This is a genomic window from Mesorhizobium sp. GW821-FHT04C10, assembly GCF_059420305.1.
The window spans coordinates 5,572,818-5,597,693 of record NZ_JBWKTL010000001.1 but is presented as its reverse complement, the minus strand read 5'-3'; the positions used below and the strand labels follow the sequence as shown (position 1 = coordinate 5,597,693).

29 protein-coding genes are annotated in these 24,876 nt (G+C 62.3%); 17 read left to right on the top strand and 12 right to left on the bottom strand.

Annotated elements, in window-relative coordinates; translation table 11 throughout:
- The first annotated feature begins 49 nt into the window (after positions 1-49).
- Entirely contained in the window at positions 50-319 is a 270-nt protein-coding gene (locus AC07UC_RS27275) for a hypothetical protein (RefSeq protein WP_140768908.1), read from the top strand.
- Between the two features lie 164 nt (positions 320-483).
- On the opposite strand, the gene AC07UC_RS27270 is transcribed toward AC07UC_RS27275, so the two are convergent.
- From AC07UC_RS27270 to AC07UC_RS27250, 5 genes are all read right to left on the bottom strand, one after another.
- Positions 484-1,122, bottom strand: a complete 639-nt coding sequence (locus AC07UC_RS27270; RefSeq protein WP_494908003.1) for a transglutaminase-like cysteine peptidase — start codon at positions 1,120-1,122, stop codon at positions 484-486.
- A gap of 196 nt (positions 1,123-1,318) precedes the next feature.
- Positions 1,319-2,026 carry an NAD-dependent deacylase gene (locus AC07UC_RS27265; protein ID WP_494908002.1) on the bottom strand — a complete coding sequence of 236 codons (708 nt, stop codon included), beginning with the start codon at positions 2,024-2,026 and terminating at the stop codon, positions 1,319-1,321.
- 66 nt (positions 2,027-2,092) lie between these two features.
- Positions 2,093-3,505, bottom strand: coding sequence for a metalloprotease TldD (gene tldD, locus AC07UC_RS27260; RefSeq protein ID WP_172351381.1), 1,413 nt, complete (start codon positions 3,503-3,505; stop codon positions 2,093-2,095).
- 117 nt (positions 3,506-3,622) lie between these two features.
- A complete protein-coding gene (locus tag AC07UC_RS27255; RefSeq protein WP_494908000.1) occupies positions 3,623-4,090 on the bottom strand; it encodes a YbjN domain-containing protein in 468 nt (155 codons plus the stop codon).
- A gap of 76 nt (positions 4,091-4,166) precedes the next feature.
- The gene (locus AC07UC_RS27250; protein ID WP_202323340.1) at positions 4,167-4,727 is read right to left on the bottom strand and encodes an invasion associated locus B family protein; all 561 of its coding nucleotides are present in this window, start codon (positions 4,725-4,727) and stop codon (positions 4,167-4,169) included.
- Positions 4,728-4,986: 259 nt separating this feature from the next.
- Between AC07UC_RS27250 and coxB the strand changes: the two genes are divergently transcribed.
- The 15 genes from coxB to AC07UC_RS27175 all read left to right on the top strand — a co-directional run bounded on the left by coxB (position 4,987) and on the right by AC07UC_RS27175 (position 16,086).
- The gene (coxB, locus tag AC07UC_RS27245; protein ID WP_181179586.1) at positions 4,987-6,003 is read left to right on the top strand and encodes a cytochrome c oxidase subunit II; all 1,017 of its coding nucleotides are present in this window, start codon (positions 4,987-4,989) and stop codon (positions 6,001-6,003) included.
- Positions 6,004-6,041: 38 nt separating this feature from the next.
- Entirely contained in the window at positions 6,042-7,694 is a 1,653-nt protein-coding gene (gene ctaD, locus AC07UC_RS27240; RefSeq protein WP_140768894.1) for a cytochrome c oxidase subunit I, read from the top strand.
- A gap of 76 nt (positions 7,695-7,770) precedes the next feature.
- Positions 7,771-8,715 (top strand): heme o synthase, encoded by a 945-nt coding sequence (locus AC07UC_RS27235; RefSeq protein WP_494907999.1) that lies wholly within the window; start codon positions 7,771-7,773, stop codon positions 8,713-8,715.
- Positions 8,712-8,879 carry a cytochrome c oxidase system small membrane protein gene (locus tag AC07UC_RS27230; RefSeq protein ID WP_494907998.1) on the top strand — a complete coding sequence of 56 codons (168 nt, stop codon included), beginning with the start codon at positions 8,712-8,714 and terminating at the stop codon, positions 8,877-8,879. The genes AC07UC_RS27235 and AC07UC_RS27230 overlap by 4 nt, the downstream gene beginning before the upstream one ends.
- A complete protein-coding gene (locus AC07UC_RS27225) occupies positions 8,879-9,511 on the top strand; it encodes a cytochrome c oxidase assembly protein (protein WP_140768888.1) in 633 nt (210 codons plus the stop codon). Before AC07UC_RS27230 ends, AC07UC_RS27225 begins: the two co-directional genes overlap by 1 nt.
- Position 9,512: 1 nt before the next feature.
- Complete coding sequence (locus tag AC07UC_RS27220; protein ID WP_202323338.1) at positions 9,513-10,391, top strand: cytochrome c oxidase subunit 3; 879 nt, start codon at positions 9,513-9,515, stop codon at positions 10,389-10,391.
- Between the two features lie 91 nt (positions 10,392-10,482).
- Complete coding sequence (locus tag AC07UC_RS27215; protein ID WP_494907997.1) at positions 10,483-10,974, top strand: L,D-transpeptidase family protein; 492 nt, start codon at positions 10,483-10,485, stop codon at positions 10,972-10,974.
- Between the two features lie 2 nt (positions 10,975-10,976).
- Positions 10,977-11,363: a DUF983 domain-containing protein gene (locus AC07UC_RS27210; protein WP_140768882.1), complete on the top strand. Its 387-nt coding sequence runs from the start codon at positions 10,977-10,979 to the stop codon at positions 11,361-11,363.
- Positions 11,360-12,115, top strand: coding sequence for an SURF1 family protein (locus tag AC07UC_RS27205; RefSeq protein WP_494907996.1), 756 nt, complete (start codon positions 11,360-11,362; stop codon positions 12,113-12,115). Before AC07UC_RS27210 ends, AC07UC_RS27205 begins: the two co-directional genes overlap by 4 nt.
- A 124-nt stretch (positions 12,116-12,239) precedes the next feature.
- The gene (ispH, locus tag AC07UC_RS27200) at positions 12,240-13,250 is read left to right on the top strand and encodes a 4-hydroxy-3-methylbut-2-enyl diphosphate reductase (protein ID WP_494907995.1); all 1,011 of its coding nucleotides are present in this window, start codon (positions 12,240-12,242) and stop codon (positions 13,248-13,250) included.
- A gap of 5 nt (positions 13,251-13,255) precedes the next feature.
- Positions 13,256-14,233: a homoserine kinase gene (locus tag AC07UC_RS27195; RefSeq protein WP_494907994.1), complete on the top strand. Its 978-nt coding sequence runs from the start codon at positions 13,256-13,258 to the stop codon at positions 14,231-14,233.
- Positions 14,230-14,763, top strand: a complete 534-nt coding sequence (gene rnhA / locus AC07UC_RS27190) for a ribonuclease HI (RefSeq protein ID WP_140768876.1) — start codon at positions 14,230-14,232, stop codon at positions 14,761-14,763. Before AC07UC_RS27195 ends, rnhA begins: the two co-directional genes overlap by 4 nt.
- Before the next feature lie 40 nt (positions 14,764-14,803).
- Positions 14,804-15,382: a histidine phosphatase family protein gene (locus tag AC07UC_RS27185; protein WP_140768874.1), complete on the top strand. Its 579-nt coding sequence runs from the start codon at positions 14,804-14,806 to the stop codon at positions 15,380-15,382.
- A 121-nt stretch (positions 15,383-15,503) separates the two neighbouring features.
- Positions 15,504-15,785, top strand: a complete 282-nt coding sequence (locus AC07UC_RS27180; RefSeq protein ID WP_140768872.1) for a type II toxin-antitoxin system ParD family antitoxin — start codon at positions 15,504-15,506, stop codon at positions 15,783-15,785.
- The gene (locus AC07UC_RS27175) at positions 15,775-16,086 is read left to right on the top strand and encodes a type II toxin-antitoxin system RelE/ParE family toxin (protein WP_140768870.1); all 312 of its coding nucleotides are present in this window, start codon (positions 15,775-15,777) and stop codon (positions 16,084-16,086) included. Before AC07UC_RS27180 ends, AC07UC_RS27175 begins: the two co-directional genes overlap by 11 nt.
- 4 nt (positions 16,087-16,090) lie before the next feature.
- On the opposite strand, the gene AC07UC_RS27170 is transcribed toward AC07UC_RS27175, so the two are convergent.
- From AC07UC_RS27170 to AC07UC_RS27160, 3 genes are all read right to left on the bottom strand, one after another.
- Positions 16,091-16,567, bottom strand: a complete 477-nt coding sequence (locus AC07UC_RS27170; RefSeq protein WP_494907992.1) for a DUF2938 domain-containing protein — start codon at positions 16,565-16,567, stop codon at positions 16,091-16,093.
- A gap of 92 nt (positions 16,568-16,659) precedes the next feature.
- Positions 16,660-17,142 carry a peroxiredoxin gene (locus tag AC07UC_RS27165; protein ID WP_056563927.1) on the bottom strand — a complete coding sequence of 161 codons (483 nt, stop codon included), beginning with the start codon at positions 17,140-17,142 and terminating at the stop codon, positions 16,660-16,662.
- 76 nt (positions 17,143-17,218) lie between these two features.
- On the bottom strand, positions 17,219-18,025 hold the full coding sequence (locus AC07UC_RS27160; RefSeq protein ID WP_494907991.1) for a protein-disulfide reductase DsbD domain-containing protein: 807 nt from the start codon (positions 18,023-18,025) through the stop codon (positions 17,219-17,221).
- Positions 18,026-18,196: 171 nt separating this feature from the next.
- Between AC07UC_RS27160 and AC07UC_RS27155 the strand changes: the two genes are divergently transcribed.
- Complete coding sequence (locus AC07UC_RS27155; protein ID WP_056563921.1) at positions 18,197-18,805, top strand: YqgE/AlgH family protein; 609 nt, start codon at positions 18,197-18,199, stop codon at positions 18,803-18,805.
- 11 nt (positions 18,806-18,816) lie between these two features.
- Here the strand turns inward: AC07UC_RS27155 and AC07UC_RS27150 are convergent, their stop codons facing one another.
- From AC07UC_RS27150 to AC07UC_RS27135, 4 genes are all read right to left on the bottom strand, one after another.
- The gene (locus tag AC07UC_RS27150; RefSeq protein ID WP_494907990.1) at positions 18,817-19,758 is read right to left on the bottom strand and encodes an IS110 family RNA-guided transposase; all 942 of its coding nucleotides are present in this window, start codon (positions 19,756-19,758) and stop codon (positions 18,817-18,819) included.
- Positions 19,759-20,074: 316 nt separating this feature from the next.
- Positions 20,075-22,963 (bottom strand): EAL domain-containing protein, encoded by a 2,889-nt coding sequence (locus AC07UC_RS27145; protein WP_056563918.1) that lies wholly within the window; start codon positions 22,961-22,963, stop codon positions 20,075-20,077.
- Positions 22,964-22,966: 3 nt separating this feature from the next.
- Positions 22,967-23,563, bottom strand: coding sequence for a GNAT family N-acetyltransferase (locus AC07UC_RS27140; RefSeq protein ID WP_202323328.1), 597 nt, complete (start codon positions 23,561-23,563; stop codon positions 22,967-22,969).
- Between the two features lie 14 nt (positions 23,564-23,577).
- A complete protein-coding gene (locus tag AC07UC_RS27135) occupies positions 23,578-24,870 on the bottom strand; it encodes a M16 family metallopeptidase (protein ID WP_140768858.1) in 1,293 nt (430 codons plus the stop codon).
- Positions 24,871-24,876: the final 6 nt, after the last annotated feature.

The window sequence follows — 24,876 nt, the reverse complement described above, 5'->3', positions numbered from 1 at the left end:
TCGCTGTTACCAGTCGATGTCGGGTGGGGTGCCAAAGGGAGTGACCACAATGAGGATTGCAAGCGTTCTGACGTCCATCGCCCTGGCCGGGTTCATTGCGACGGGAGCTGCCGCGGCAGCGACGACGGCAGCGACCACGACGGCGCCGGCCACCACAACGACCGCCCCCGCGAAGAAGGCAAAGACGACTGCCATGACGCCTGAGAAAACCGCGATTTCGAAGCAATGTTCCGCGCTTGCCGATGCCCAGAAGCTGCACGGCAAGGCACGCGAGAAGTTCCGGGCCGACTGCAAGAAGAACGGCGGCAAGGCCGGCTGATCAGCCGCCTTCGCGGGTGAAGGTTTCGCCGCCAGCCTGCCAGCAAGGCTGGCGGCAATTCCGGAAAATGTGAACCGGGTTTCCGTCTGAGATCTGTTCGCCTGGACCAGATCAAGGGCGGATGAAACCCACCAAACGCCTGAATGGCTGGATCGCCAGGCCGTTCAGTTCACGAGCTTGGCAACATTCGTGATGGCCTTCGGCGTGCCACCTCGCTGGTTGATCGACACCCAGACATTCGGGTTCTGCTGCGACTGCCGTTTCAGAAAATAGTAGCCTGTTGCGTTCCAGGGCCTGATTTCGTCGACCAGATTGTCGAGGACCAGATCGCCTTTGTCGGTTTTCACCGTCAGGATAGTGTGGCCTTCATTGTCAAGGTCGTGCACCACCGTCATCAGCAGCGCCTGCCGGGGAAATCCAGCCTCCTGAAGAAGCTTGCGCTTGTAGAGTGCGTAGATCTTGCAGTCGCCCTTGCCGTCAACCGGGTAATCCCAGTGGTCCGTCATCGTGCCCCAGTGGTCGAAATTGCTGACGGGTTTGATGGACCTGTTCGCCTTCTGATTTATCCGCTCGAGGGTGTGCAGGTTCTGCGCGGTCAGCTTGACGCTGGCGGCCGGCAGAGCGGGCACCTTGCACTCTTTTGGTCGGCGATGGCAGAAATCGATCCAACCGTAGGGGACGCTGGTGGAGCCGCCAACGGCGGCGGAGAGTGACCCATCCGTGGATGGGCGCGTCGATATTCGCTTGAACAAGGTCGACTGCGCCGCCGCCGGGCTGACTTGCAGCGACGTCGCACCGATCAACGAAACGAAGCCAAGCAGGATAGACGAGGTCAGGACGGGGGAATGCCGCATTGCCAAAACCACCACCGCAACGAGGGAACTGGTGCTGCGTTCGTGCGCAAATGCAGCCCAGGCAGTTAAACACTTAACAATTTCCTAACTTGGATTGTGTTCACTTCAAGGTGCCGGCCAGGATTCAGGCCGGAAAACGTCAGCGTCAGCCTGTCGCCGAGAGAATACGTTCGACGAAGGCAGGCACCACTTGCGTCGCCGGTCCTTCCATCTGGTCGTCGAAGCGGGAGGCCCAGCCGGCGCATTTCAGGTTGAGTTCGATCGTCAAGGCGCCGGCGGCGCGCGCCTCCTCGACAAAACCCGCCGCCGGATAGACACTGCCGCTCGTTCCGATCGCCACGAACAGATCGCAACGCGTCAACGCCTCACCGATCTCTTCCATGCGGTAAGGCATCTCGCCGAACCAGACCACATCAGGCCGCAACCGTCCCTTCGCACCGCAGGCTAGGCATCCGGATTGAACGGCGATGTCGGCGGCCCAGACCCTGCTTGCGCCGCAGTCCTGGCAAAGCGCGCGGCCGAGTTCTCCATGCATATGGATCAGGTTTCGCGAGCCGGCGCGCTCATGCAGATCGTCGATGTTCTGGGTGACGAGGAGGATGTCGCCTCGGACTTCGCGTTCCAGCCTCGCCAGTGCCGCATGGGCCACGTTCGGCTCGACGCTGTCCATTTGTCGCCGGCGCATGTTGTAAAAGTCCTGCACCTTGGCGGGATCGCGGGCAAAACCTTCCAGCGTCGCAACGTCTTCGAGGTTGAATTTCGCCCAGACACCGTCGGGATCGCGAAAGGTCGCGACGCCCGATTCCGCCGAAATGCCGGCACCTGTCAGGATGACGATCCTTGATCTGGGCATAGTCGGGCCGCCTGCATTCGGAAACATTACTTTGGCCGATGATGTTACCAAAACGGCTCCAAGGCCTCAAACCCTTGTGCCGCCGACCGTCATCTGGTTCATCCTGAGATGCGGCTGGCCGACGCCGACCGGCACGCCCTGTCCGGCCTTGCCGCACATGCCAATGCCATTGTCGAGCTTCATGTCGTTGCCGACCATCGAGACGCGGTGCATGGCATCAGGCCCGTTGCCGATCAGCATCGCCCCCTTGATCGGCTGTGTTACCTTGCCGTTCTCGATCATATAGGCCTCGGTGCAGCCGAACACGAATTTGCCCGAAGTGATGTCGACTTGGCCGCCGCCGAAGGAGACGGCATAGATGCCGTTCTTGACCGAGGCGATGATCTCGTCCGGCTCCATGTCGCCAGACGTCATGTAGGTGTTGGTCATGCGCGGCATCGGCTGGTGCGCGTAGCCCTCGCGCCTTCCGTTGCCGGTGGCCTTCATGCCCATCAGCCGGGCATTCTGCCGGTCCTGCATGTAGCCGACCAGCTTGCCGTCCTCGATCAGCACGTTGCGGGCCGACGGCGTGCCTTCGTCGTCGACGGTGAGCGAGCCACGCCGCTCCGGGATTGTGCCGTCGTCAACCACGGTGACGCCCTTGGCGGCGACCTGCTGGCCCAAAAGGCCGGCGAAGGCCGAAGTCTTCTTGCGGTTGAAGTCGCCTTCCAGCCCGTGCCCGACGGCTTCGTGCAGCATGACGCCCGGCCAGCCGCTGGACAGCACGATGTCGAAGGTACCGGCCGGGGCGGGAATGGCCTCGAGATTGACCAGCGCCTGACGGAGCGCTTCCTTGGCGGCATGCTTCCAACTGTCCTCGATCAGGAATTCGCCAAAGGCCTTGCGTCCGCCCATGCCGTAGGAGCCGCTTTCCTGGCGGTCGCCGTCGCCAACCACGACCGAGACGTTGATGCGGACCAGAGGCCTGATATCGCGCACCACCTGACCGTCCGCGCGTACGATCTCGACATGCTGCCAGGACGCGGCGAGCGAGGCCGTCACCTGGCGCACGCGCGGATCCTCGGCGCGCAGCCAGGCGTCGATTTCCTGCAACAGCTTTGCCTTGGCCTCGAAGGAAGGCGAGGGGATCGGGTTCTCGTCGCCGTAGAGATGGCGGTTGGTGCGGGCGGGCGGCGTGGCAAGCGTGCCGGAATAGCCGCCCTTGACGGTCGCAACGGCAGCAGCGGCGCGCAGCAGCGAGGCCTCGGAGAGGTCGCTCGAATGAGCGTAGCCACTGGCTTCACCGGCGACCGCACGCAGGCCAAAGCCCTGGTCGGTGTTGAAGTTGGCGGTCTTCAACCGGCCATTGTCGAACATCAGCGCTTCGCTCTCGCTGTATTCGAGAAACAGTTCGCCGTCGTCGGCGCCGTTTATGGTGTCGGCAACGATCTGCTTGATACGATCGTCTGAAATGTCGAATTGGCCGATCAGGCTGTTCATGGCGCATCCATTCGTGGGAAGAGAGCTTGTTTCCCACGATGTAGGCGCGAAGCCGCGCCGAGACAATCGTCCCGACGCGCCATGAGGGCAAATGCGATCGCCGACAGGCCGCCGGCGTCACTTCTGGTTGATGAAGTCCTTGATGTTGGTGGTCATTGAATCCCAGTTCGAGAACTGTTCTTCAAGATTGGCCTTGGTTATGCCGCCGATGAAGCTGACATCCATCTTGAAGTTGGATCCGTCGCCCGAAAACGCCTTTACCCAGCGATACTTCTTGTTCCAGGCATTGGCTTGCTCGGCCGTAAAGGCGTCGGTGTAGCCCGAGGAAAACTGGATGGATTTGCACTTCTCGTGGTTTTCGCAGCCATAGAAGTAGATGACATATTTCATGCCTTGGAGCCGGCCGGAGACCATGGGATCGCCACCGTCGTCCTTGTCGAGCTTGGCCGAGCCGTAACCCTTGGCAATGTCGAGAATTGCGGCCGGATCAGGCGACGTGATGATTTCGGTATCTTCAGCCCACGCAGCGGAAACCGCGCCCGTCAGAACCAGACCAGTGGATAGAAGCCAGGAAAACGAGCGCATTGTTACCCCCACCGCCAAAACCCTCATCCCTGGGGAATTCTGCGTCAGGACCGGTTTCCTCGCAAGCGTCCTGCTCTCAGGGAAGGGCGGCGAAACCCTCGGCAAATCCCTTGAGATCGACAGGGATGCCTATGCCTTCTTCAGGTGTCTGGAAGACGATGAACGTCGCCGACGTGCCGGTCTTCAGCGTGTCGAGGAGCGGCTTTTCGAGGATGACCTCGGCGTAGCAGCCGTCCTGGAAGCAGCGCACGAAATAGGCGCGGCCGATATCCTTGCCGTCGACGTTGAGGCCGAGCCCGTTGGGCAACAGCACGCCTAGCGGCGCCAGCACGCGCAGGATCTCGGCCTTGTTGTCGGCGGTGCGCAGCACGACCACCGACAGTCCCATCTCCGGACGATCCTCGGCAACGACATTCTGCATCATGACACATTGCTCGGAGGTCGCGCCGGCCGGCGTGTCGCAGATGATCGACCAGGCGCCATGCGTCGAGCGCACCGTGCCGCTCGGCTGGGCCGCATCGGCCTCATTCGCGACGAACAGACCGGCTGTGGACAGGACGGCGAGAAACATGACCTTCGCCAGGGCTGTCGAAAGCCCCGGTCTCGTGTGCCTCAGTCTCGAAAGCCAAGAGTTCATGACGGCTCCATTGCGAATCACGGCACTTTAAGCCGCGCCAATGCCAAGTAAAGGACGAGACCGCGTCCGAACTGTCCCGAAACAGGCAATACAGCGCTTTTCCCTGCCAATTTTGCCTGAATTACGACGCTTCGCGCGCTCCGCCGGCATGAGGCGGGCGACCCGCCGAACATCCGCGATTCGCCGCCGTGGCCGCCGCCACGGAAGAGCCGTGCCAGCTTGCGCGCAAAAATGCCGCACAGTTTCCTCCGCTCCTTTCTTGCGGAGGGAAAAAGAGTATGGTTTGAACCACCTTGAGACTGTCGGGATTCCCGTCCCGGCATTGTTCGTTATTCTCGTTGGCGCAGCCGCGAGGAACTGGGAGACGAAGAGGGCGATGAGAAATTTCCTAGCTGGCGCCAGGTTTCTAGCAAGTGCCAAGTTTCTGAGTGCTTGTGCCGCTGCCACGATTTTTGCCGGCACATCCGCCCATGCCGATCAGCCCGTGGCGTGGGAGACGACCTTCCAGGCGCCGGCGACCGATATGATGCGGCAGATCGAGTGGTTCGGAAACTACACGATGTGGTTCATCGTCCCGATCACCGTTCTGGTGCTGCTTCTCCTCGCCTACTGCATCGTGAAATTCCGCGCGAGCGCAAATCCGGTCCCCTCCAAGACCAGCCACAACACGCTGATCGAGGTGATCTGGACTGTTGGACCGGTCGTGGTCCTGCTCTGCCTTGCCATTCCCTCGTTCCAGCTCTTGACCGCGCAGTACACCCCGCCGGAAGAAGCCAAGCTGACCGTCAAGGCGACCGGCAACCAGTGGAACTGGGATTACGAGTACCAGACCGACAACACGCTTTCCTTCAATTCGGCCATTCTCCAGGATGGCGATCGCGCCAAGGCAGGCAAGGAGGATCGCAAGGTCTATCCGCGGCTGCTCGCCGTCGACAATGAGTTGGTGGTGCCGGTCAACACGATGACGCGCGTACTTGTCACCGCGACCGACGTGATCCACTCCTTCGCCATGCCGTCCTTCGGCATCAAGATCGACGCCATTCCGGGGCGTACCAACGAGACCTGGTTCAAGGCCGAGAAGGAAGGCCTCTATTATGGCCAGTGTTCGCAGCTTTGCGGCAAGGACCATGCCTTCATGCCGATCGCCATTCGTGTCGTCTCGGATGCGCAGTTCAAGACCTGGCTGGCGGCAGCCAAGACCGACCTGCCCGGCGCCAACAAGACGCTCATGGCCGAGGTCGAAGGCCAGAACAAGGTAGCGGCCGCCGGCAATTGATGCCGCGGGTTAGCAAGATTTAGGGAACGGAGCGGAACATGGCAGACGCTGCAGCTCACGACGGGCACGACCACAAGCCTTATCACGGTTGGGTGCGCTGGGTTTATTCGACCAACCACAAGGACATCGGTACGCTCTACCTGATCTTCGCGATCATGGCCGGCATCATCGGCGGCGCCCTGTCGGTTGCCATCCGTATGGAACTGCAGGAGCCTGGCATCCAGATCTTCAGCGGTCTGGCGCAGATGGTCTACGGCATGAACGGTGACGCCGCGATCGATGGCGGCAAGAGCATGTACAATGCCTTTGCCACCGCGCACGCGCTGATCATGATCTTCTTCATGGTCATGCCGGCCCTGATCGGCGGCTTCGCCAACTGGATGGTGCCGATCATGATCGGCGCTCCCGACATGGCGTTCCCGCGCATGAACAACATCTCCTTCTGGCTGTTGCCTCCGGCCTTCATCCTGCTGCTCACCTCGATGTTCGTGCCGAGCGCGCCTGGCGCCTACGGTGTCGGCGGTGGCTGGACGCTCTATCCGCCGCTGTCGACCTCGGGTCAGCCCGGGCCGGCCATGGATCTGGCGATCCTGTCGATCCACATCGCCGGTGCCTCGTCGATCCTCGGTGCCATCAACTTCATCACCACCATCTTCAACATGCGCGCTCCGGGCATGACGCTGCACAAGATGCCGCTGTTCGCCTGGTCGGTGCTGGTCACCGCCTTCCTGCTGCTGTTGTCCCTGCCGGTTCTGGCCGGCGGCATCACCATGCTGCTCACCGATCGCAATTTCGGCACGGCCTTCTTCGCGCCGGACAATGGCGGCGATCCGCTGCTGTTCCAGCATCTGTTCTGGTTCTTCGGCCATCCGGAAGTGTACATCCTGATCCTGCCGGGCTTCGGCATCATCAGCCATATCGTCTCCACCTTCTCGAGGAAGCCGGTGTTCGGCTATCTCGGCATGGCCTATGCCATGGTCGCGATCGGCGCCGTCGGCTTCATCGTGTGGGCGCACCACATGTATACGACCGGCCTGTCGCTCGACACGCAGCGCTACTTCGTCTTCGCCACCATGGTCATCGCGGTGCCGACGGGCGTGAAGATCTTCTCCTGGATCGCAACGATGTGGGGTGGGTCGATCTCCTTCAAGACGCCGATGCTGTGGGCACTGGGCTTCATCTTCCTGTTCACCATCGGTGGCGTCACCGGCGTCCAGCTGGCCAATGCCGGTCTCGACCGTTCGCTGCATGACACTTATTTCGTCATCGCCCACTTCCACTACGTGCTGTCGCTGGGCGCGGTGTTCGCGATCTTCGCCGGCTGGTACTACTGGTTCCCGAAGATGACCGGCTACATGTATTCGCCTGTCATCGCCAACACCCATTTCTGGGTCACCTTTGTCGGCGTGAACCTTATCTTCTTCCCGCAGCACTTCCTTGGCCTGGCTGGCATGCCGCGCCGCACCATCGACTATCCGGACGCGTTTGCCGGCTGGAACTATGTGTCGTCGATCGGCTCCTATATCTCGGCCGTTGGTGTGGTGATCTTCCTCTACGGCGTGTTCGAAGCCTTCCAGAAGAAGCGGATCGCCGGTGCCAACCCATGGGGTGAGGGCGCTACCACGCTCGAATGGCAGCTGCCTTCGCCGCCGCCGTTCCACCAGTGGGAGCAGCTGCCGAAGATCAAGTAAGGCGGCTCCCCGCTCGAACACGAAACCGCCGGCCCGCCGGCGGTTTTGGCCAACGGAATGATGGACTTGAGTACGCATGGCCCTAGTCGACGAAACCAGCATTGATGAAGCGGGCTTCGGCATGTCGGAAGCGACGGCGGGCGATTTCTTCGCCCTGCTGAAGCCGCGCGTCATGTCGCTGGTGGTGTTCACAGCCTTCGTCGGGCTGGTCGCCGCACCCGTGACCATCAATCCCCTGCTGGCGGTGATCGCCATCCTTTCGATCGCCATCGGTGCCGGCGCCTCTGGCGCGCTCAACATGTGGTACGACGCAGACATCGACGCGGTCATGACCAGGACGGCCAGCCGTCCAGTGCCGTCCGGCCGCATCCAGCCGCACGAGGCGCTCAGCTTCGGCCTGGTGCTCTCGGTGCTGTCGGTGATGACGCTCGGCGTGCTGGTCAACTGGCTGTCGGCGACGCTGCTGGCCTTCACCATCTTCTTCTACGCCGTCGTCTACACGATGTGGCTGAAGCGCTGGACGCCGCAGAACATCGTCATCGGCGGCGCGGCCGGCGCGATCCCGCCGGTCATAGGCTGGGCCGCGGTGACCGGCTCGGTCAGCCTCGAAAGCATCATCCTGTTCCTGATCATCTTCCTGTGGACGCCGCCGCATTTCTGGGCGCTCGCGCTGTTCAAGTCCGAGGACTATGAGCGCGCCGGCATACCGATGATGCCCAATGTCGCCGGCCAGGCGTCGACCCGCCGTCAGATCTTCGCCTATGCGCTGGTGCTGGCCCCGGTCGGCGTGCTGCCGTGGCTGCTCGGCTACACCACGCCCTTCTATGGCGTGGCCGCCATACTGCTCGGGCTCGGCTTTGTCTGGTACGCCTGGAAAGTTCTCGGCATGGCCGACGATGACCGCGCCATGAAACCGGCCAAGGCGCTGTTCGCCTATTCGCTGCTTTATCTCTTCGCCATCTTCGCTGCCTACCTGGCCGACAGCGTTGTCGAACGCGCGCTTGCCATGGGTGGAGCATGATCATGGTCGAGGAAAAGCTCGAGACGGTCACCTTGACCGATCGCCAGAGGAAGGCCCAACGCAGCCGATCCATCGCCATAGGCGTGGCGCTGGCGGTGCTGGTCGTCATTTTCTACATCGCGACGATCGTGAAGTTCGGCCACAATTTGTCGGGCAAGATGTGATGAGCGTCGAGACGCCTAGAAAGACGGCCGGCAAAAACAGCAACCGCATCGTCGCGGCAGTTTGCCTTGCCTTCTTCACTGGCATGATCGGCATGGCCTATGCCGCCGTGCCGCTCTACAAGATGTTCTGCCAGGCGACCGGCTATGGCGGCACGACGCAACGTGTCGAGAAGCAGTACGCCGGCCGCGTGCTCGACCGTGAGATCACCGTCCGCTTCGACGCCAATATTGCCGGCGTGCCGTGGGAGTTCCAGCCGGTCCAGCGTTCGATAACCATGAAGATCGGCGAGACGGTGCAGGCGCACTATCAGGCGACCAACAAGTTCGATCGCCCCGTTACCGGCCGTGCCACCTTCAACGTGCAGCCGGAACTGGCGGGTCCTTACTTCAACAAGGTCGAGTGCTTCTGCTTCACCGATACGTCGCTGAAGCCCGGCGAGACGCTGGACATGCCGGTCCTGTTCTATGTGGACCCCGATATCGTGAATGTGCCGGAACTGAAGGACGTGAAGACGATCACGCTGTCCTATACGATGTTCCCGGTCGAGAAGAACAAGCCGGTCGCCTCCTCGGAGCCGGCCAAGGGCAACAGCAAGACAGTTTCAGATACCGAAGCAAATCTCGGGGGTTGATATGGCAGACGCGCACGCAAAACATCATGACTATCATCTCGTCGACCCGAGCCCGTGGCCTTTCCTGGGCTCGATTGGCGCGCTCGTCATGGCCTTTGGCGGTGTCGCCCTGATGGAATATCTGAAGGGTGGATCCTTCCCGATCTTCGGCTTCAACATCGCCAATCCGTGGCTGTTCTTCATCGGCCTGGTGATCGTGCTCTACACCATGTTCGCCTGGTGGTCGGACACGATCAAGGAAGCGCATGAGGGACATCATACGCGAGTCGTATCGCTGCACCTGCGTTACGGCATGATCATGTTCATCGCCTCGGAGGTGATGTTCTTTGTTGCCTGGTTCTGGGCCTATTTCGACGCCAGCCTTTTTGCCGGCGAGGCACAGAACTACGCGCGCAAGGCATTTACCGGTGGCGTCTGGCCGCCGAAGGGCATGGAGGTTCTCGATCCCTTCCACCTGCCGCTCTATAACACCATCATCCTGCTCCTGTCCGGCACCACGGTCACCTGGGCGCATCATTCGCTCATCCATGGCGATCGCAAGGGGCTGATCAACGGCCTGGTGTTGACGGTCGGCCTCGGCATGCTGTTCACCATGGTCCAAGCCTACGAGTACATGCACGCTCCGTTCGGCTTCAAGGATTCCATCTACGGCGCGACCTTCTTCATGGCGACCGGCTTCCACGGCTTCCATGTCATCATCGGCACCATTTTCCTGCTGGTCTGCCTGATCCGGGCGATGAAGGGTGACTTCACCCCCAAGCAGCATTTCGGCTTCGAGGCGGCCGCCTGGTACTGGCACTTCGTCGACGTGGTCTGGCTGTTCCTGTTTGCATCGATCTACGTCTGGGGATCGGTCGGCGCGGTGATCGAAGGCCACTGAGCCGGGCCTTCAGCATTTGGATTTCGGGAAGGCGGCCACGGCGACGGGCCGCCTTCTTCTTTTCGGCGCAATGATCGCCGATCGGTTGCCGATGCGGCGGACAGTTTCCTGGGCGATTTGTGCATTCGTTCTCCTGGCATTCCCGGTCCTTGCGGCTGAGAAGGTCGATCTGGTGCGTGTCCGCAAGGCGGAACGGCGGCTCGAACTGGTCGGTGATGGCAAGGTCCTGCGCAGCTACGGCGTCGCGCTCGGTGGAGATCCCTTCGGCCACAAACGCCAGGAGGGCGACCAGCGCACGCCCGAGGGCCGCTATATTCTCGACTGGCGCAACCCCAACAGCATCGCGCACAAGTCGATCCACATCTCCTATCCCAATGCCGAAGATCTGGCGGCCGCGAAGGCGCGCAATGTCGATGCCGGCGGCATGATCATGATCCATGGCCAGCCGAATGGCTTCGGCTGGTGGGGCTGGCTGCTTCAATTGGTCGACTGGACCGATGGCTGCATTGCCGTTACGGATTCCGACATGGACGAAATCTGGGCAATGGTGACCGATGGGACACCGATCGAGATCGAGAAATAACCATGAATGACGACAAGGCGATCTGGCCTCCCATCGATCCGATTTCGGCCGGCCTGCATGGCCGCTGCCCGCGCTGCGGCGAGGGGCGGCTGTTTTCCGGGTTCCTCACCGTCGGCAAGCGCTGCATCAATTGCGGCCTCGACTATTCCTTCGCCGATGCAGGCGACGGGCCGGCGGTCTTCGTCATCCTGATCATCGGCTTCATCATCGTCGGTCTGGCTCTCTGGGTGGAAGTGACGCTGAGCCCGCCGCTCTGGCTGCATCTGCTGATATGGATTCCGCTTGCCCTGGTGCTGTGCCTGACGGCGCTGCGGCTGATCAAGGGCGTGCTGCTCACCCTGCAATATGCCAACAAGGCGGCCGAAGGCCGGCTGGACCACAGCGAATGAGCGAGGCCTCCGTCAAGGATCGTGGCCGTTCGCGGCCGCGATCGGCGTTGCTGCTCGGCCTTGGCCTGCTGCTGCTTTTGATCCTTCTGGCGCTCGGCACCTGGCAGGTCCAGCGCCTGTACTGGAAAGAAGGCCTTCTGCAGACCATCGATCGACGCACCCACTCGGCGCCTGTGCCGCTGGCCGAGGTCGAGAAGGAATTCGCCTCGACCGGCGACGTCGACTACACGCCGGTCACGGTCTCCGGCACGTTCCTGCATTCGGGCGAGCGGCATTTCTACGCGACCTGGGAAGGCGAGGCCGGCTTCAACGTCTACACGCCGCTGGCCCTCGACGACGGCCGCTTCGTGCTGATCAATCGCGGCTTCATCCCCTACGACCTCAAGGACGCCGCCAAGCGCGCCAAGGGACAGGTGACCGGCAAGGTCACGATCACCGGGCTCGCTCGCAATCCGCTCCCGGCGAAACCGTCGATGATGCTTCCCGACAATGACGTGGCGAAGAACATCTTCTACTGGAAGGATCGCGACGTCATGGCGGCGAGCGCCGGCCTGCCCGCCGGGTTCACGCTGGTGCCGATCTTCATCGATGCGGACAAGACGCCGAATCCCGGTGGTCTGCCGATCGGAGGCGTCACCATCATCGACCTGCCGAACAGCCATCTGCAATATGCTGTCACCTGGTATGGGCTTGCCGCGGCACTCGCAGCCGTGCTCATCCTGCGGCTTCGCCGTCCCGCGAAAGAGGAATGAACGCGACCGACGCTCCTTCTCTACCGATGCCCCCTTTCTACCGATGCCCCCCCTTTCGACCGACGCCCTTGACAGAGCAGGGGTAGGCACCTCATTTCGGCGCTGACGAACCGGCCAGGATTCAATGCTTCAGACAATCGCCAAGCCTCCTCTGACGATAAGGCTCTGCCAGCCTCGCGGTTTCTGCGCAGGCGTCGACCGTGCCATCCAGATCGTCGTGCTGGCGCTGAAAAAATATGGCGCGCCGGTCTATGTCCGCCACGAGATCGTGCACAACCGCTACGTCGTCGAAGGACTGCAAAGCCTTGGCGCCGTCTTCATCGAGGAGCTTTCCGAAATCCCGCCCGAGCATCGGCAGTCGCCAGTCGTCTTCTCGGCGCATGGCGTGCCCAAATCGGTGCCGGCGGACGCGCAGGCGCGCAACCTGTTCTATCTCGACGCCACCTGTCCGCTGGTCTCGAAAGTCCACAAGCAGGCGATGCGCCATCAGCGGCTTGGCCGCCATGTGCTGTTGATCGGCCATGCCGGGCACCCGGAGGTGATCGGCACGATGGGGCAATTGCCCGAGGGCGCGGTCACGCTGATCGAGACCGAGGCCGATGCGGCCAGGCTTGTGCCAACCGATCCGAAGGCGCTTGGCTTCGTCACCCAGACCACGCTGTCGGTCGAGGACACCGCCGGCATCATCCGTGCGCTGCAGGACCGTTTTCCCGACCTTCAGGCGCCTGCGGCGGAATCGATCTGCTACGCCACCACCAATCGCCAGGAAGCGGTCAAGGACACCGCGCCGGGGGCTGATCTCTACCTGATCGTCGGCGCTCCGAATTCCTCCAATTCGCGCCGCCTTGTGGAGGTCGCCGAGCGTGCCGGCGCGACGATGTCGCTTCTCGTGCAGCGCGCCGCCGAGATTCCGTGGAATGACATCGGCAACATTTCGACCCTTGGCCTGTCGGCGGGGGCATCGGCGCCGGAGATCATCGTCGACGAGATCATCGACGCGTTCCGCCAGCGCTTCGATGTCACCATCGACCTTGCCATTACGGCCACCGAAACAGAGGATTTTCCGGTCATGCGGGTATTGCGCGATGTCGAACTGACGCCGGCCGACATGGCCTTCGTCAATGGAGCCGCGTAAGGCACATGGCGGTCTACACCGATGTTGCGGAGGGCGAACTCGGCGCTTTCCTGAAGCACTACCCGGTCGGCGATCTCCTGTCCTACAAGGGCATTGCCGAAGGCACCGAGAATTCGAACTTCCTGCTGCACACCTCCACCGGCTCCTACATCCTGACGCTCTATGAGAAGCGCGTCGAGAAGGCGGACCTGCCGTTCTTCCTCGGGCTGATGGGCCATCTCGCCAACAAGGGGGTGTCCTGCCCGCTGCCGGTGACAGCGCATGACGGCAGCGTCATCGGCACACTGGCCGGCCGCCCGGCGGTCATCATCACCTTCCTCGAAGGGCTTTCGCTGCGACGGCCGACAGCCACGCATTGCGCCGAGGTCGGCAAGGCGCTGGCCGCCCTGCATCTGGCCGGCGCCGATTTTTCGATGACCCGTCCCAACGCGCTCGCCATCGACGGCTGGCGCAAGCTGTGGACCGCAGCGCGCGGCCGGGCCGACGAGGTTGAGCCGGGCTTGGCGGCCGAGGTCGATGCCGACTTCGCCGATTTCGAGCGGAACTGGCCGAAGGGTCTTCCGGCAGGCATCATCCATGCCGATCTGTTTCCGGACAATGTCTTTTTCCTCGGCGAAAAGCTCTCCGGCCTGATCGACTTCTATTTCGCCTGCGACGATCTCTACGCCTACGACGTCGCCACCTGCCTCAACGCCTGGTGTTTCGAGAAGGACTTTTCCTTCAATCTCACCAAAGGCAAGGCATTGCTCGCCGGCTATCAGAGCGTGCGGCCCCTGAGCGACCAGGAAAAAGCAGCACTTCCAATGCTGGCGCGCGGCTCGGCGTTGCGGTTCATGTTGACCCGGCTCTACGACTGGCTCACCGTTCCCGATGGTGGCCTGGTCATGAAGCGCGATCCGACCGAATACATCAGACGGATGCGCTTCCATCGGGCGATCAAATCTGCTTCGGAATATGGGTTGGCCGAATACGGGGTATCATGAGCAAACAGGTTGAAATCTTCACCGACGGCGCCTGTTCGGGCAACCCTGGCCCTGGCGGATGGGGTGCGATCTTGCGCTTCAACGGCACGACCAAGGAACTTTCGGGCGGTGAGGCCGAAACGACCAACAACCGCATGGAGTTGCTGGCCGCCATCTCGGCGCTCAATGCGCTGAAGGAGCCTTGCACGGTCGAGCTTCACACCGACAGCAAATATGTCATGGACGGCATTTCCAAATGGATCCATGGCTGGAAGAAGAACGGCTGGAAGACCGCCGACAAGAAGCCGGTCAAGAACGGTGAACTGTGGCAGGCGCTCGACGAAGCCAACCGGCGCCACAAGGTCACCTGGAACTGGGTCAAGGGCCATGCCGGCCATACCGAGAACGAACGCGCGGACGAGTTGGCCAGGGAAGGCATGGCGCCGTTCAAGAAAGGTTCCTTCAAGCCGGCGGGGTCAGCGCCGAGGCCGGATGTCCAGGCAAAACAGCCGCCGGCCACGAAAGCGCGTCGTTCGACACAGAGCTATTGATTTCCGGCAACTGGTCCGTGCCCAGGCAGCAATCTCGATCATGCCGATCCTCTACTATGTGACGCATCCCCAGGTTCAGGTCGATGCCACCGTTCCCGTGCCGGAATGGGGCCTATCCGATTTTGGCCGTGCACGAGCGATTGTGATGCTCGATCAACCGTGGGTCGGATCGATCCGGCGCATCGTATCTTCCGCTGAACGCAAGGCGATAGAAACCGCTGAGATCCTCGCAAGCCATGTCGGCCTTGCCGTCGATGTGAGGGAACGGACGCATGAGAATGACCGGTCGGCGACAGGTTTCCTGCCGCCGCTGGAGTTCGAAGCGGTCGCCAACGAGTTCTTCGCCAATCCGTATAAAAGCGTTCGCGGGTGGGAGCGGGCAATTGATGCGCAGCATCGTATCGTGAGCGAGGTCCGCGCCGTGCTCGGCACCCATGACGCTGGCGACATTGCTATTGTGGGCCATGGAGGCGTGGGAACGCTCCTCCTTCTCTCCCTCGGTGGGCGGGAAATCAGCCGCGACGAGGATCAGCCGGCCGGCGGCGGCAATTATTTTGCCTACGATATCGGCGCGCGTCACGTCATTCACGGATGGTGGCCGATCGACAGGCTACCTTGACCGGCGTCCGGCGGGCTTATGCATAGGGCCCAGGCTAGGCTCCTCTGGCGGCGTTGCCGTTGATCGATGATATGGATGGGAGTAATATTTCCTACCATGGAGCAATGAATAAGGACGCAGCATGGCAAACGTTGAAAAAATGAGCGTGGCTGTAACCCCGCAACAGGCAGCCCTCATGCGGGAGGCCGTGGAAGCGGGCGAGTATGCCACGGCAAGTGAAATTGTGCGTGAAGCGGTGCGGGATTGGCTGGCAAAACGCGAACTGCGTCATGACGATATCCGCCAGCTGAGGCGGTTGTGGGATGAAGGCAAGGCGAGCGGGAGACCGGAGCCTGTGGATTTCGACGCATTGCGGAAGGAGGCTCGGCAAAAGCTGACGGAAGCCTCGCCGAATGGCCGTTAGGCTGCTCTGGTCTCCCGCGGCTAGGGCGGACCTGATTGACATCTACGTGATAATAGGCAGCGAAAACATACGGGCGGCCGATCGCTATTATGATCGGCTGGAGGCGCGGGCCATGCAACTGGCTGACCAGCCCCGAATGGGTGTTAGGCGACCGGACATCAGGCCTTCAGCGCGAATGCTGGTGGAGGCGCCTTTTGTACTGCTTTACGAAACGATTCCGGACACTGATGACGGCCCAGTCGAGTCGGTTGAAATCGTCCGTGTGGTGGACGGGCGGCGGGATCTAAACCGTCTGTTCTAGCTGTCTAGCGGACCAGCAGCGCGGTGCCCCAAAGCCCGAGCGCGAACACTGTGTGCGAGACCAGGTTGAGCGCCCGGATCCGCATGGGATTGGGTCGCTTCGAGGCTGCCCATCCCGCTCCCATGCCGGGCGCCAGCAGGAACCAGCCGGCACCAACGGTGACGATGCCGAGGATGAAGGCCGGCAGCAAGGTCGGCGCGGCAAGCCAGCCCGCACCAGCCACCACGACCAGGATGATGCCGTAGACGATGCCGACGAAATAATGGAAGGCCCAGCCCAGCGCCACTTCGTGCGCGTAGGGCGCTGCATCGCCGATATCATCGTGAAAGACCTTGTCACCGAGATGCCAGACCCAGCGCCCGACCGGTCCCCAATTCGGCTTCGGCTGGCCGAATGCCTTGTGCAGGAAGAAGGCCCAGACATCCATCAGGACGGTGGCGCCGATGCCAATCGCGACAGCGCGCCAGAAGACGTCAAACATTGTTGGGATCCCCCGAAAATCCGCAGTTCTGGAATGCAAGCGGTTCGGGCGAGGCCAGCCGTCGCGGCCTCGCTCGACGCGATCGTCGAAGCTCAGAGCTGTCCGAGAATATGAGCCGCGCCGGACTCGTCGACGCCGGGCTTGGTCTCGACATTGACCGCGGTCACCTTGCCGTCGTCGACGACCATCGAAAACCGCTTCGAGCGCAGGCCCATGCCGCCGCCGGAATAATCGGCATCGAGGCCGACCGCCTTGGCGAAATCGCCGTTGCCGTCGGCGAGGAACAGGATCTTGCCCTCACCGCCGGTGAAGCGGGCCCAGGCACCCATGACATGAACGTCGTTGACCGAAACGACGGCGATGGTGTCGACGCCACGCGCCAGGATGGCGTCATGGTTTTCGAGATAGCCGGGCAGATGGTTGTTGCTGCAGGTCGGCGTGAAGGCGCCGGGAACACCGAACAGAACCACCTTCTTGCCCGGGAAAATCTCGGCTGACGTGATCGCCTTGGCGCCATCGGCGGTCATTGTCTTGAAGGTCGCCTCGGGCAGCTTGTCGCCAACGGAAATGGTCATGAGTTCCTCGCTTGGGGAATGGGAAGAGTGCGTGCTTGCGTAGCGAACTCGGCGGCTTCCTGCAACCATCGAGGCATCAAGGGAAAGGCAGCAGTCCTTCGACCGCGCCCGCCGAACTCGTCAGCGTGTAGTGAAGTCCGCCATCCGTGGGCGTTGTCGACGGACGGTCGAGGATCGGCACGGTGAAGATCAGCTTGCCGTCCTTCTCGCTGCGGGAAGGGGTGCCGAACATATAGTCCCGCTCACCGGCGACGAAGAAATCCGCCGCCTCCGGGTCACCGGGAAAGCTTGCCTCGACAACCAGTGTCTCGTGATCGCCCGGCAGCACGTTGATGCCGAAATCAGGCTTTGCCGGCGCCGGCAAAGCCGTGAAACTCGCCTTCACCAGGGCTGCGTCGTCGGCATTGTCGGGATCGGAAGTGGGGTCGACGGTCAGCCGTGTCTGCACGGGGATGCAGATCGTTTCACAAATGCCGAGAAAGATATCGGCGTCGATGACCGCCGGCTGGTTCGGCGTCGCCAGCGTGAATGTCACGGGCAGCGAAACCGGATAATTGTAGCCGGCCCATTTGCCATAACCATCGTCGTGGCGTTGGGGCGCCGGAAACGAGAGTGCGGCATCGGCGATATTGGTACTGGCCGAAACGTCGAGTTGCGGCGGCACGCCGGCGTCACCCGGATCGCGCCAATAGGTCTTCCAGCCGGGCTTGAGCGCTATGTCGAGCACGCCCTGGATGCGGCCGGCCTCGTCCGGCTTGCCTGATGTCACCAGCCGCACCTTGCCGCCTTCGCTGTTGTACCAGGCGGATGAGGAAGCGGAGGCGGGGAGGACGGTCGCCGATCCGATGGCGGCGCCGAGCAGCAGGATTTTCAAGCTTTGCATGGCGGTGATTTGATCGTCCGTTCGTGGCGGTGCAATGATTTCATGGCCTTGCCGGCATCATATTTGCGTGACCCCCGATGGCAAGCCAGGCCCCACCGGCAACATGGGCTTTGGTCGAATCCGGCGCGGCGCATCTTTTCGGCGCCCGGGAAACACGGTACCCTCCGTGCCATGGATTTGTTGCGCCACAAGAAGACGGCCGCTGGACGCGGCTTCCTCGACGATCAGTTCCTGATTGCCATGCCCGGCATGAAGGACGACCGTTTCACGCGCTCGGTCATCTACATCTGCGCGCACAGCGATGAAGGCGCGATGGGCCTGATCATCAACCAGACACAGCAGATGCTGTTTCCGGATCTTCTTGTGCAACTCGGCATCATGAACGAGCAGGAGGCGATCCGCCTGCCGGCGCAGGCGCGCGATTTCGTCGTGCGCAATGGCGGCCCTGTCGATCGCAGCCGGGGCTTCGTGCTGCATTCCGGCGACTATCGCGTGGAATCGTCGCTGACCGTTTCCGACGACATCTGCCTGACGGCGACGGTCGACATTTTGCGCGCCATATCGTCGGGCCGCGGCCCGCGCCATGCGCTGATGGCACTGGGTTATTCGGGCTGGGGCGCCGGCCAACTGGAAACCGAGATCGCCGAGAATGGCTGGCTGACCTGCCCGGCCAGCCCCGGGCTTCTGTTCGACGCCGATATCGAGCGCAAATACGATCGAATTCTCGCCTCGATCGGCATCGATCTGGCGCACCTCAGCCTCGCCGCCGGACACGCATAACACCTTCGTCATCAACTCTGAGGAATGGTGGCGTCTCTGAGCCTGGCGTTTAGGGTGACGACGATCTTTCGCATGACTGCAGCGATGGCCACCATTGGCTTTTTGCCGTTGGCGATGAGGCGTTTGTAGAAGGTTGCGAACTCGCCCCTTCCGGCAGCGGCGTGCAATGCGGGCATGTAGAGCATGCTCCTGATCTCCGGTCGTCCGCCACGGATTTTGCGGTAGCCTTGCTTTTGCCCGCTGTCGTTTGGATGAGGCGCGAGCCCTGCAAGCGCGGCAGCCTTTCGACGTGTCATGGTGCCGAGTTCGGGCAAGATGGCCAGCAGCTTGGCGGCCACGATTGGGCCGAGACTGTCCATGGCCGTGCAGATGGCGGCTCGATGCTTGAGGGCGCTGCTGTTGGCGATCAGCTCGTGCATGGCTGCATCGATCGCCTGGATCTGACGCTCGACGACTTTGATCACGGCCTCGAAGGAGGCGGCGAGGTCTCGAGCACCAGGTGCCTTGGCGCGGTTCTTCTCGGCGATCTTGATGGCGATGAGCTCCTGGCGGCGGCGCACCAAGGCGCGCAAGCGGGTCTCGTCGGGGTCCGGAGCCTGCCAAAGGGTCAGCTTTTCCCAGCGTTCGCGGCCGTAGGCCCTCAACATCGCGGCATCGATGGCATCGCTCTTCCCGTGGGTGCCGTAGGAGCGGATGAAGCTCTTGACCTTGAGCGTGTCGGCGCGATGGCAGGCGATGCCGGCACGCAGGCACTCTTCGAGCAGCAGGCCTTCATGGCCACCGGTCGGTTCACAGACCACAAGGTCTGCCTGCTTGTGGCTCTTGAGGAAGGCGCGGATCGTGCGTCGCTGGTTGTCGATGACATGGGTGGTGGTGCCATCGGCGGCGGTGATGGTGTCCTTGGCGATATCGAGGCCGAGGCACAGTTTCGGTTGTTGGTGCAAGAAGGCCATGCTGGTGGTATCCTTGTCAGGCTTCGGATTGTTTGCGGGCGTGGCGCGAGCCAGCGGCCAATCAACTCTCCAAGCGATGGCGGACAAAGACGGCAGGGACCATGATGACGTCGGGTGTTGCCCGATCCCAGGGACGGTCGCCTGCCGCCGGGACTGCCGGTTGTGATGGGCCGCAGTCCCGGCCGCCAGACTACCCGATCCTTCTCAAACAATCCTGGGGCGAAGCAGGAGCGAAGCTCCGTCGCGGAGACCCTTGGATGACGAAGCGATAGGCGTCTCGGCCAATCGCCGAGGTCCGCGACGCGCTTTGAACCCATCACGCCTGCGTCAGCGGATACTGCTCCTTCAACGTCTTCAGCACCTGGTCGCCCGGCATCGGCGCGCCGAACATGAAGCTTTGGACGTATTCGCAACCCATCTGGCGCAGTTCCAGCGCATCGCGCTCGTCGGATATGCCTTCGGCAACCACCGACAGGCCGAGTTCATGCGCCATGTTGACCATGGATTTGAGCAGGACAGCGCGCTTGGGCGTGTTGTCGTCGACAAAGCTCTTGTCGATCTTGATGGTGTCGAACGGGAAACGCGTCAGATAGGCGAGCGAGGAATAGCCAGTGCCGAAATCGTCCAGCGACAGGCCGATGCCGAGCTGCTTCAGCTTGGTCAGCACATGGGCGGTCTGCTCTGGATTGTCCATGACCAGGGACTCGGTGAGTTCGAGCCGGAAGCAGCGTGGCTTCAGATTGGCCCGCGCGATGACCGAGCGGACATCGCTGACCAGGTCGCGGCGGATGAGCTGACGGCTGGACAGGTTGACCGAGACCGACAGCGGCGCATCGCCGATCTGCTTCTGCCATCCAGCGAGATCCTCGGCCGCCTGCTGCATGGCGAACAGCCCAAGCTGCACGATCAGGCCGCAGCTTTCGGCGACTGGGATGAAGTCCGCCGGCGGGATCATGCCGCGACGCGGATGATCCCAGCGCAGCAAGGCTTCGAAGCCGGCAACGCTGCCATCTTCCAGGCGCACGATCGGTTGGTAGGCCAGCGTGAATTCGCGCCGTTCTATGGCACGCCGCAAATCGGATTCGAACTGCAGCCGGTCGGTTCCGACGGTGCGGAAAGCCGGGCGGAACGGCTCGATCCTGTCGCCCCCAAAACGCTTGGCCTGGTGCATGGCAAGCTCGGCGTCCTTGACCATGTCCTCAGCCGAGGTCTGCGCCGATGTCCAGGTGATCAGGCCGATCGAGGCGGTCAGCACGATCTCGCGCTTGGCAAAGGTGATCGGGTTGTTGATCGCATGCTTGATGGCATCGGCCACACCGGCGATGCGGGCAGGGTCCTGTTCGGACAAAAGCATCAGCGCGAACTGATCGCCTGCGAAGCGCGACAGTGAATCCTTCGGCTTGAGCAGCCGGTGCAGGCGGCGCGCTATGGTGAGCAGGATGGTGTCGCCGGCCGAGATGCCGAGCCCGTCATTGACCTGCTTGAAGCGGTCTATGTCGATGACGAAGACGGTCGGACGCACTTTCTCTTCGGTGCGGGCGATCGAGATGATCGCTTCCAGCCGGTTCATGAACAATTCGCGGTTCGGCAGACCGGTCAGGTTGTCGTGCACGGCGTCGTGCAGCAGCCGCTCCTCGGATTTCTTCTGCTCGGTGACGTCGACCATGGTGCCGACGCAGCGTATGACCTCGCCGTCCGATCCGATGACGGGGCGGGCGCGCAGGGCGAACCAGTGGTAATGTCCGTCGGCCCCGCGCAGACGGAAATTCTGCGCCACCCGGCCACGGCGATGCTCCAGCACCACGTCGAGCGTCGTGCGGAACGTGTCGCGGTCGTCGGCGTGCAGCACCGGCAGCCAGTTGCGCGCCGCACCCCCCAGGCTGTTGGGCGCCAGGCCGAGCTGGATGCTGACATCGGGCTTGGTGACCACGCGGTCGCGCAGAACGTCCCAGTCCCACACCGTGTCGCCCGACCCGGCAACCGCCAGCGCCTGGCGTTCGAGGTCGGAGAACAGTCCCTGATGCAGCGCACCGCCGGCAAAGGCGTGCTGCATGACGGTGAAGCCGATCAACAGGATGATCAGGATCAGCCCGCCGCCGAGCGCCGGTTGGGCGATGTCGTTGTCGAGCATGCCCGTGATCGCCATCCACGACCCGCATAGCCACAACAGCACCATGACCCAACTGGGCACCAGCATGATGGCGCGGTCATAGCCGCGTATGCCGAGGAAGATGATCAGCCCGAGCCCGGTCAACGCGGTGGCGGCAAAGGAGATACGGGCGATGCCGGCGGCGACCGCCGGATCGACGATGGCGACACCGGCGATCAAGAGCAGCCCAAGGATCCAGACCAGGGCGCCATAGCTGAAATGGCCGTGCCATCGGTTGAGATTGAGATAGGCGAACAGGAACACCACGAAGGTCGCGGCAAGCGCCACCTCCGTACCAGCTCGCCACATCTGCTCATTGCCGGGCGAAATCTCGATGACCTTGTTGAGGAAGCCGAAATCGACGCAGATATAGGCAAGCACCGCCCAGGCAAGGGCTGCGGTCGCCGGGAACATGGAGGTCCCCTTGACCACGAAAAGGATGGTCAGGAACAATGCCAGCAGACCGGCGATGCCGATGACGATGCCGCGAAACAGCGTATAGGAGTTGACCGAGTCCTTGTAGGCTTCCGGCTCCCAGAGATACACCTGCGGCAGCTTGGGCGAGGCGAGCTCGGCTATGAAGGTGATCACCGTTCCCGGGTTCAGCGTCACCCGGAACACATCGGCGTCGGGACTGGTCTGGCGGTCGAGCGCGAAGCCCTCGCTGGGCGTGATGGCGGCAATGCGGGTGGCGCCAAGATCGGGCCAGAAGATGCCTGAATTGACCAGCCGGAAATGCGGCGCCACGATCAGCCTGTCGAGCTGCTGGTCGGTGGTGTTGGCCAGCGCGAACACCGCCCAGTCGCCGGTCGAGCGCGCGTCATTGGCCTCGACCTCGATGCGCCGCACGATGCCGTCTGGCCCGGGCGCCGTCGACACCTGGAAGTTCTCACCCTGGTTGCGGTAGATCTCGAAGGCGCGCGACAGGTCGAGCGCGACGTCGTCGCGGGCAATCTTGATCGGTTCGACGGCAAAGGCCGACGATGCCGCGCACAGCGTCAGGATTGCCGCGAGGACAAAGGCGAACAGCGGCCCGTTGCGCAGGAAATTCGTCAAAAATCAGTCCTTCGTTCCAGCGCTCGGCGGATCGTCCGCGATCCGGGCGTAGAGGTAGTGGTCCTGCCAGATGCCGTTGATCCTGAGATAGGATCTTAAGAGTCCTTCGCGCCGGAATCCGGCTTTTTCAAGCACGCGGACCGACCGGATATTGTCGGGAATACAGGCCGCTTCGATCCGGTGCAACCTCAGCGTATCGAAGGCAAAGCGGGCCACGACCTTGACCGCGTCGGTCATCAGCCCGCGGCCGCCGAAGCGCTCGCCGATCCAGTAGCCGACATGGCCGCTTTGCGAGACACCGTGGCGTATGTTGCCGAGCGTGATTCCGCCGGCCAGCTTGCCGCTCGACTTCTCGAAGATGAAGAAGGCGATCGCGGTCCCTTGTGCATAGTCCTCGCGGTAGCGGGAGATGCGCAGGCGCCATGCCGTGCGGTCGAGTTCGTCGGGCGTCCAGCGCGGCTCCCACGGCTCCAGGAATGCCCGGCTTTCGCCGCGCAACGTTGACCATTCACGGTAGTCATTGGTGTATGGAACGCGAAGCGTAACGAGGTTACCCTTCAGCGCCGGCAAGTCACGGCGAAAGAAAGGGAGCGCGAACACGACGCTTTGGGGACTTAGACGGCGAGCCTGCGGGCCGTGGTCTGGGTGCCCGGAAGCGAATCGAGAATCGCCTCATATGGCGCCAGCGTACCCACGGGCCCGACAGCGGTAAGCGTCGGCTTGGTCGAGAACATCCGCGACGACAGGTCGGTCAGCCGCTCCACCGTCAGCGCCGAGAGGCGCTCCATCAATTCCTCCTTGGCGATCGGCCTGCCGAACAAGAGCAGTTGCCGCGCGATCTGCGAGGCACGGCTGGCCGGGCTTTCCGCCGACATGATCAGCCCGGCGCGATACTGGGCACGCGCCCGGTCGAGCTCTTCCTGCAGGATGCTCTCTCCGGCCTTCTGCAGTTCGTCGATGATGACTGGTACCAGTTCGGCAATGTCGCTCTGGCCGGTCGCGGCGTGGACGCCGAAGATGCCGGTGTCGGAAAAGCCCCAGTGGAAAGCATAGACCGAGTAGCAGAGGCCGCGCTTCTCGCGGACTTCCTGGAACAGGCGCGACGACATGCCGCCGCCGAGGATCATCGACAGCACCTGCGAGGCGTAGAAGTCGCGCACATGGTAGGCGCGGCCCTCGAAGCCCAGCACGATCTGCGCGTCCATCAGGTCGCGGTCTTCGCGGAAATCGCCGCCGACATACTGCGCATATTGCGGAATGGTGCTGTCGGCCTTGCTGCGAAAGCCGCCGAGCTGCTTCTCGACCTCGCGCACGAAATTGTCGTGCTTGATGTCGCCTGCGGCCACGATCACCATCCGCTCGGCGCCATATTGGCGTTCGATGAAATCGTGCAACTGCTTGGAAGTGAAGGATTTGACGGTTTCTGGCGTGCCCAGGATAGAGCGGCCGATTGTCTGGTGGCGAAAGGCCGTCTCGGTGAAACGGTCGAAGACGATATCGTCTGGTGTGTCGTGCGCGGCGCCGATCTCCTGCAGGATCACATGCTGCTCGCGTTCGAGTTCCTGCGGGTCGAATTCGGACTCCTGCAGGATGTCGGCAAGGATGTCGACCGCCAGCGGCACGTCGTCGGACAGCACCCTGGCGTAATAAGACGTGGTCTCGACGCTGGTGGCGGCGTTGATCTCGCCGCCGACATCCTCGATTTCCGAGGCGATTTCAAAGGCCGTCCGCCGCTTCGTGCCCTTGAACGCCATATGCTCGAGCAGATGGGCCATGCCATGCTCTTCGTCACGTTCATTGCGGGCGCCGGACTTGACCCAGGCACCCAAGGCAACCGATTCGATACTTGGAAGGGTTTCGGTGGCGACTGTCAGGCCGTTCGACAGACGGCTTACCTCAACACCCATATGGCT

Bases quoted from the DNA above. Each gene is read 5' to 3' on its own strand.
- AC07UC_RS27275 (WP_140768908.1), top strand. From the start codon at position 50: ATGAGGATTGCAAGCGTTCTGACGTCCATCGCCCTGGCCGGGTTCATT.
- AC07UC_RS27265 (WP_494908002.1), bottom strand. From the start codon at position 2,026: ATGCCCAGATCAAGGATCGTCATCCTGACAGGTGCCGGCATTTCGGCG.
- tldD (WP_172351381.1), bottom strand. From the start codon at position 3,505: ATGAACAGCCTGATCGGCCAATTCGACATTTCAGACGATCGTATCAAG.
- AC07UC_RS27255 (WP_494908000.1), bottom strand. From the start codon at position 4,090: ATGCGCTCGTTTTCCTGGCTTCTATCCACTGGTCTGGTTCTGACGGGC.
- AC07UC_RS27250 (WP_202323340.1), bottom strand. From the start codon at position 4,727: ATGAACTCTTGGCTTTCGAGACTGAGGCACACGAGACCGGGGCTTTCG.
- ctaD (WP_140768894.1), top strand. From the start codon at position 6,042: ATGGCAGACGCTGCAGCTCACGACGGGCACGACCACAAGCCTTATCAC.
- AC07UC_RS27235 (WP_494907999.1), top strand. From the start codon at position 7,771: ATGGCCCTAGTCGACGAAACCAGCATTGATGAAGCGGGCTTCGGCATG.
- AC07UC_RS27230 (WP_494907998.1), top strand. From the start codon at position 8,712: ATGATCATGGTCGAGGAAAAGCTCGAGACGGTCACCTTGACCGATCGC.
- AC07UC_RS27225 (WP_140768888.1), top strand. From the start codon at position 8,879: ATGAGCGTCGAGACGCCTAGAAAGACGGCCGGCAAAAACAGCAACCGC.
- AC07UC_RS27220 (WP_202323338.1), top strand. From the start codon at position 9,513: ATGGCAGACGCGCACGCAAAACATCATGACTATCATCTCGTCGACCCG.
- AC07UC_RS27215 (WP_494907997.1), top strand. From the start codon at position 10,483: ATGCGGCGGACAGTTTCCTGGGCGATTTGTGCATTCGTTCTCCTGGCA.
- AC07UC_RS27210 (WP_140768882.1), top strand. From the start codon at position 10,977: ATGAATGACGACAAGGCGATCTGGCCTCCCATCGATCCGATTTCGGCC.
- AC07UC_RS27205 (WP_494907996.1), top strand. From the start codon at position 11,360: ATGAGCGAGGCCTCCGTCAAGGATCGTGGCCGTTCGCGGCCGCGATCG.
- ispH (WP_494907995.1), top strand. From the start codon at position 12,240: ATGCTTCAGACAATCGCCAAGCCTCCTCTGACGATAAGGCTCTGCCAG.
- AC07UC_RS27195 (WP_494907994.1), top strand. From the start codon at position 13,256: ATGGCGGTCTACACCGATGTTGCGGAGGGCGAACTCGGCGCTTTCCTG.
- rnhA (WP_140768876.1), top strand. From the start codon at position 14,230: ATGAGCAAACAGGTTGAAATCTTCACCGACGGCGCCTGTTCGGGCAAC.
- AC07UC_RS27185 (WP_140768874.1), top strand. From the start codon at position 14,804: ATGCCGATCCTCTACTATGTGACGCATCCCCAGGTTCAGGTCGATGCC.
- AC07UC_RS27180 (WP_140768872.1), top strand. From the start codon at position 15,504: ATGGCAAACGTTGAAAAAATGAGCGTGGCTGTAACCCCGCAACAGGCA.
- AC07UC_RS27175 (WP_140768870.1), top strand. From the start codon at position 15,775: ATGGCCGTTAGGCTGCTCTGGTCTCCCGCGGCTAGGGCGGACCTGATT.
- AC07UC_RS27170 (WP_494907992.1), bottom strand. From the start codon at position 16,567: ATGTTTGACGTCTTCTGGCGCGCTGTCGCGATTGGCATCGGCGCCACC.
- AC07UC_RS27165 (WP_056563927.1), bottom strand. From the start codon at position 17,142: ATGACCATTTCCGTTGGCGACAAGCTGCCCGAGGCGACCTTCAAGACA.
- AC07UC_RS27160 (WP_494907991.1), bottom strand. From the start codon at position 18,025: ATGCAAAGCTTGAAAATCCTGCTGCTCGGCGCCGCCATCGGATCGGCG.
- AC07UC_RS27155 (WP_056563921.1), top strand. From the start codon at position 18,197: ATGGATTTGTTGCGCCACAAGAAGACGGCCGCTGGACGCGGCTTCCTC.
- AC07UC_RS27150 (WP_494907990.1), bottom strand. From the start codon at position 19,758: ATGGCCTTCTTGCACCAACAACCGAAACTGTGCCTCGGCCTCGATATC.
- AC07UC_RS27135 (WP_140768858.1), bottom strand. From the start codon at position 24,870: ATGGGTGTTGAGGTAAGCCGTCTGTCGAACGGCCTGACAGTCGCCACC.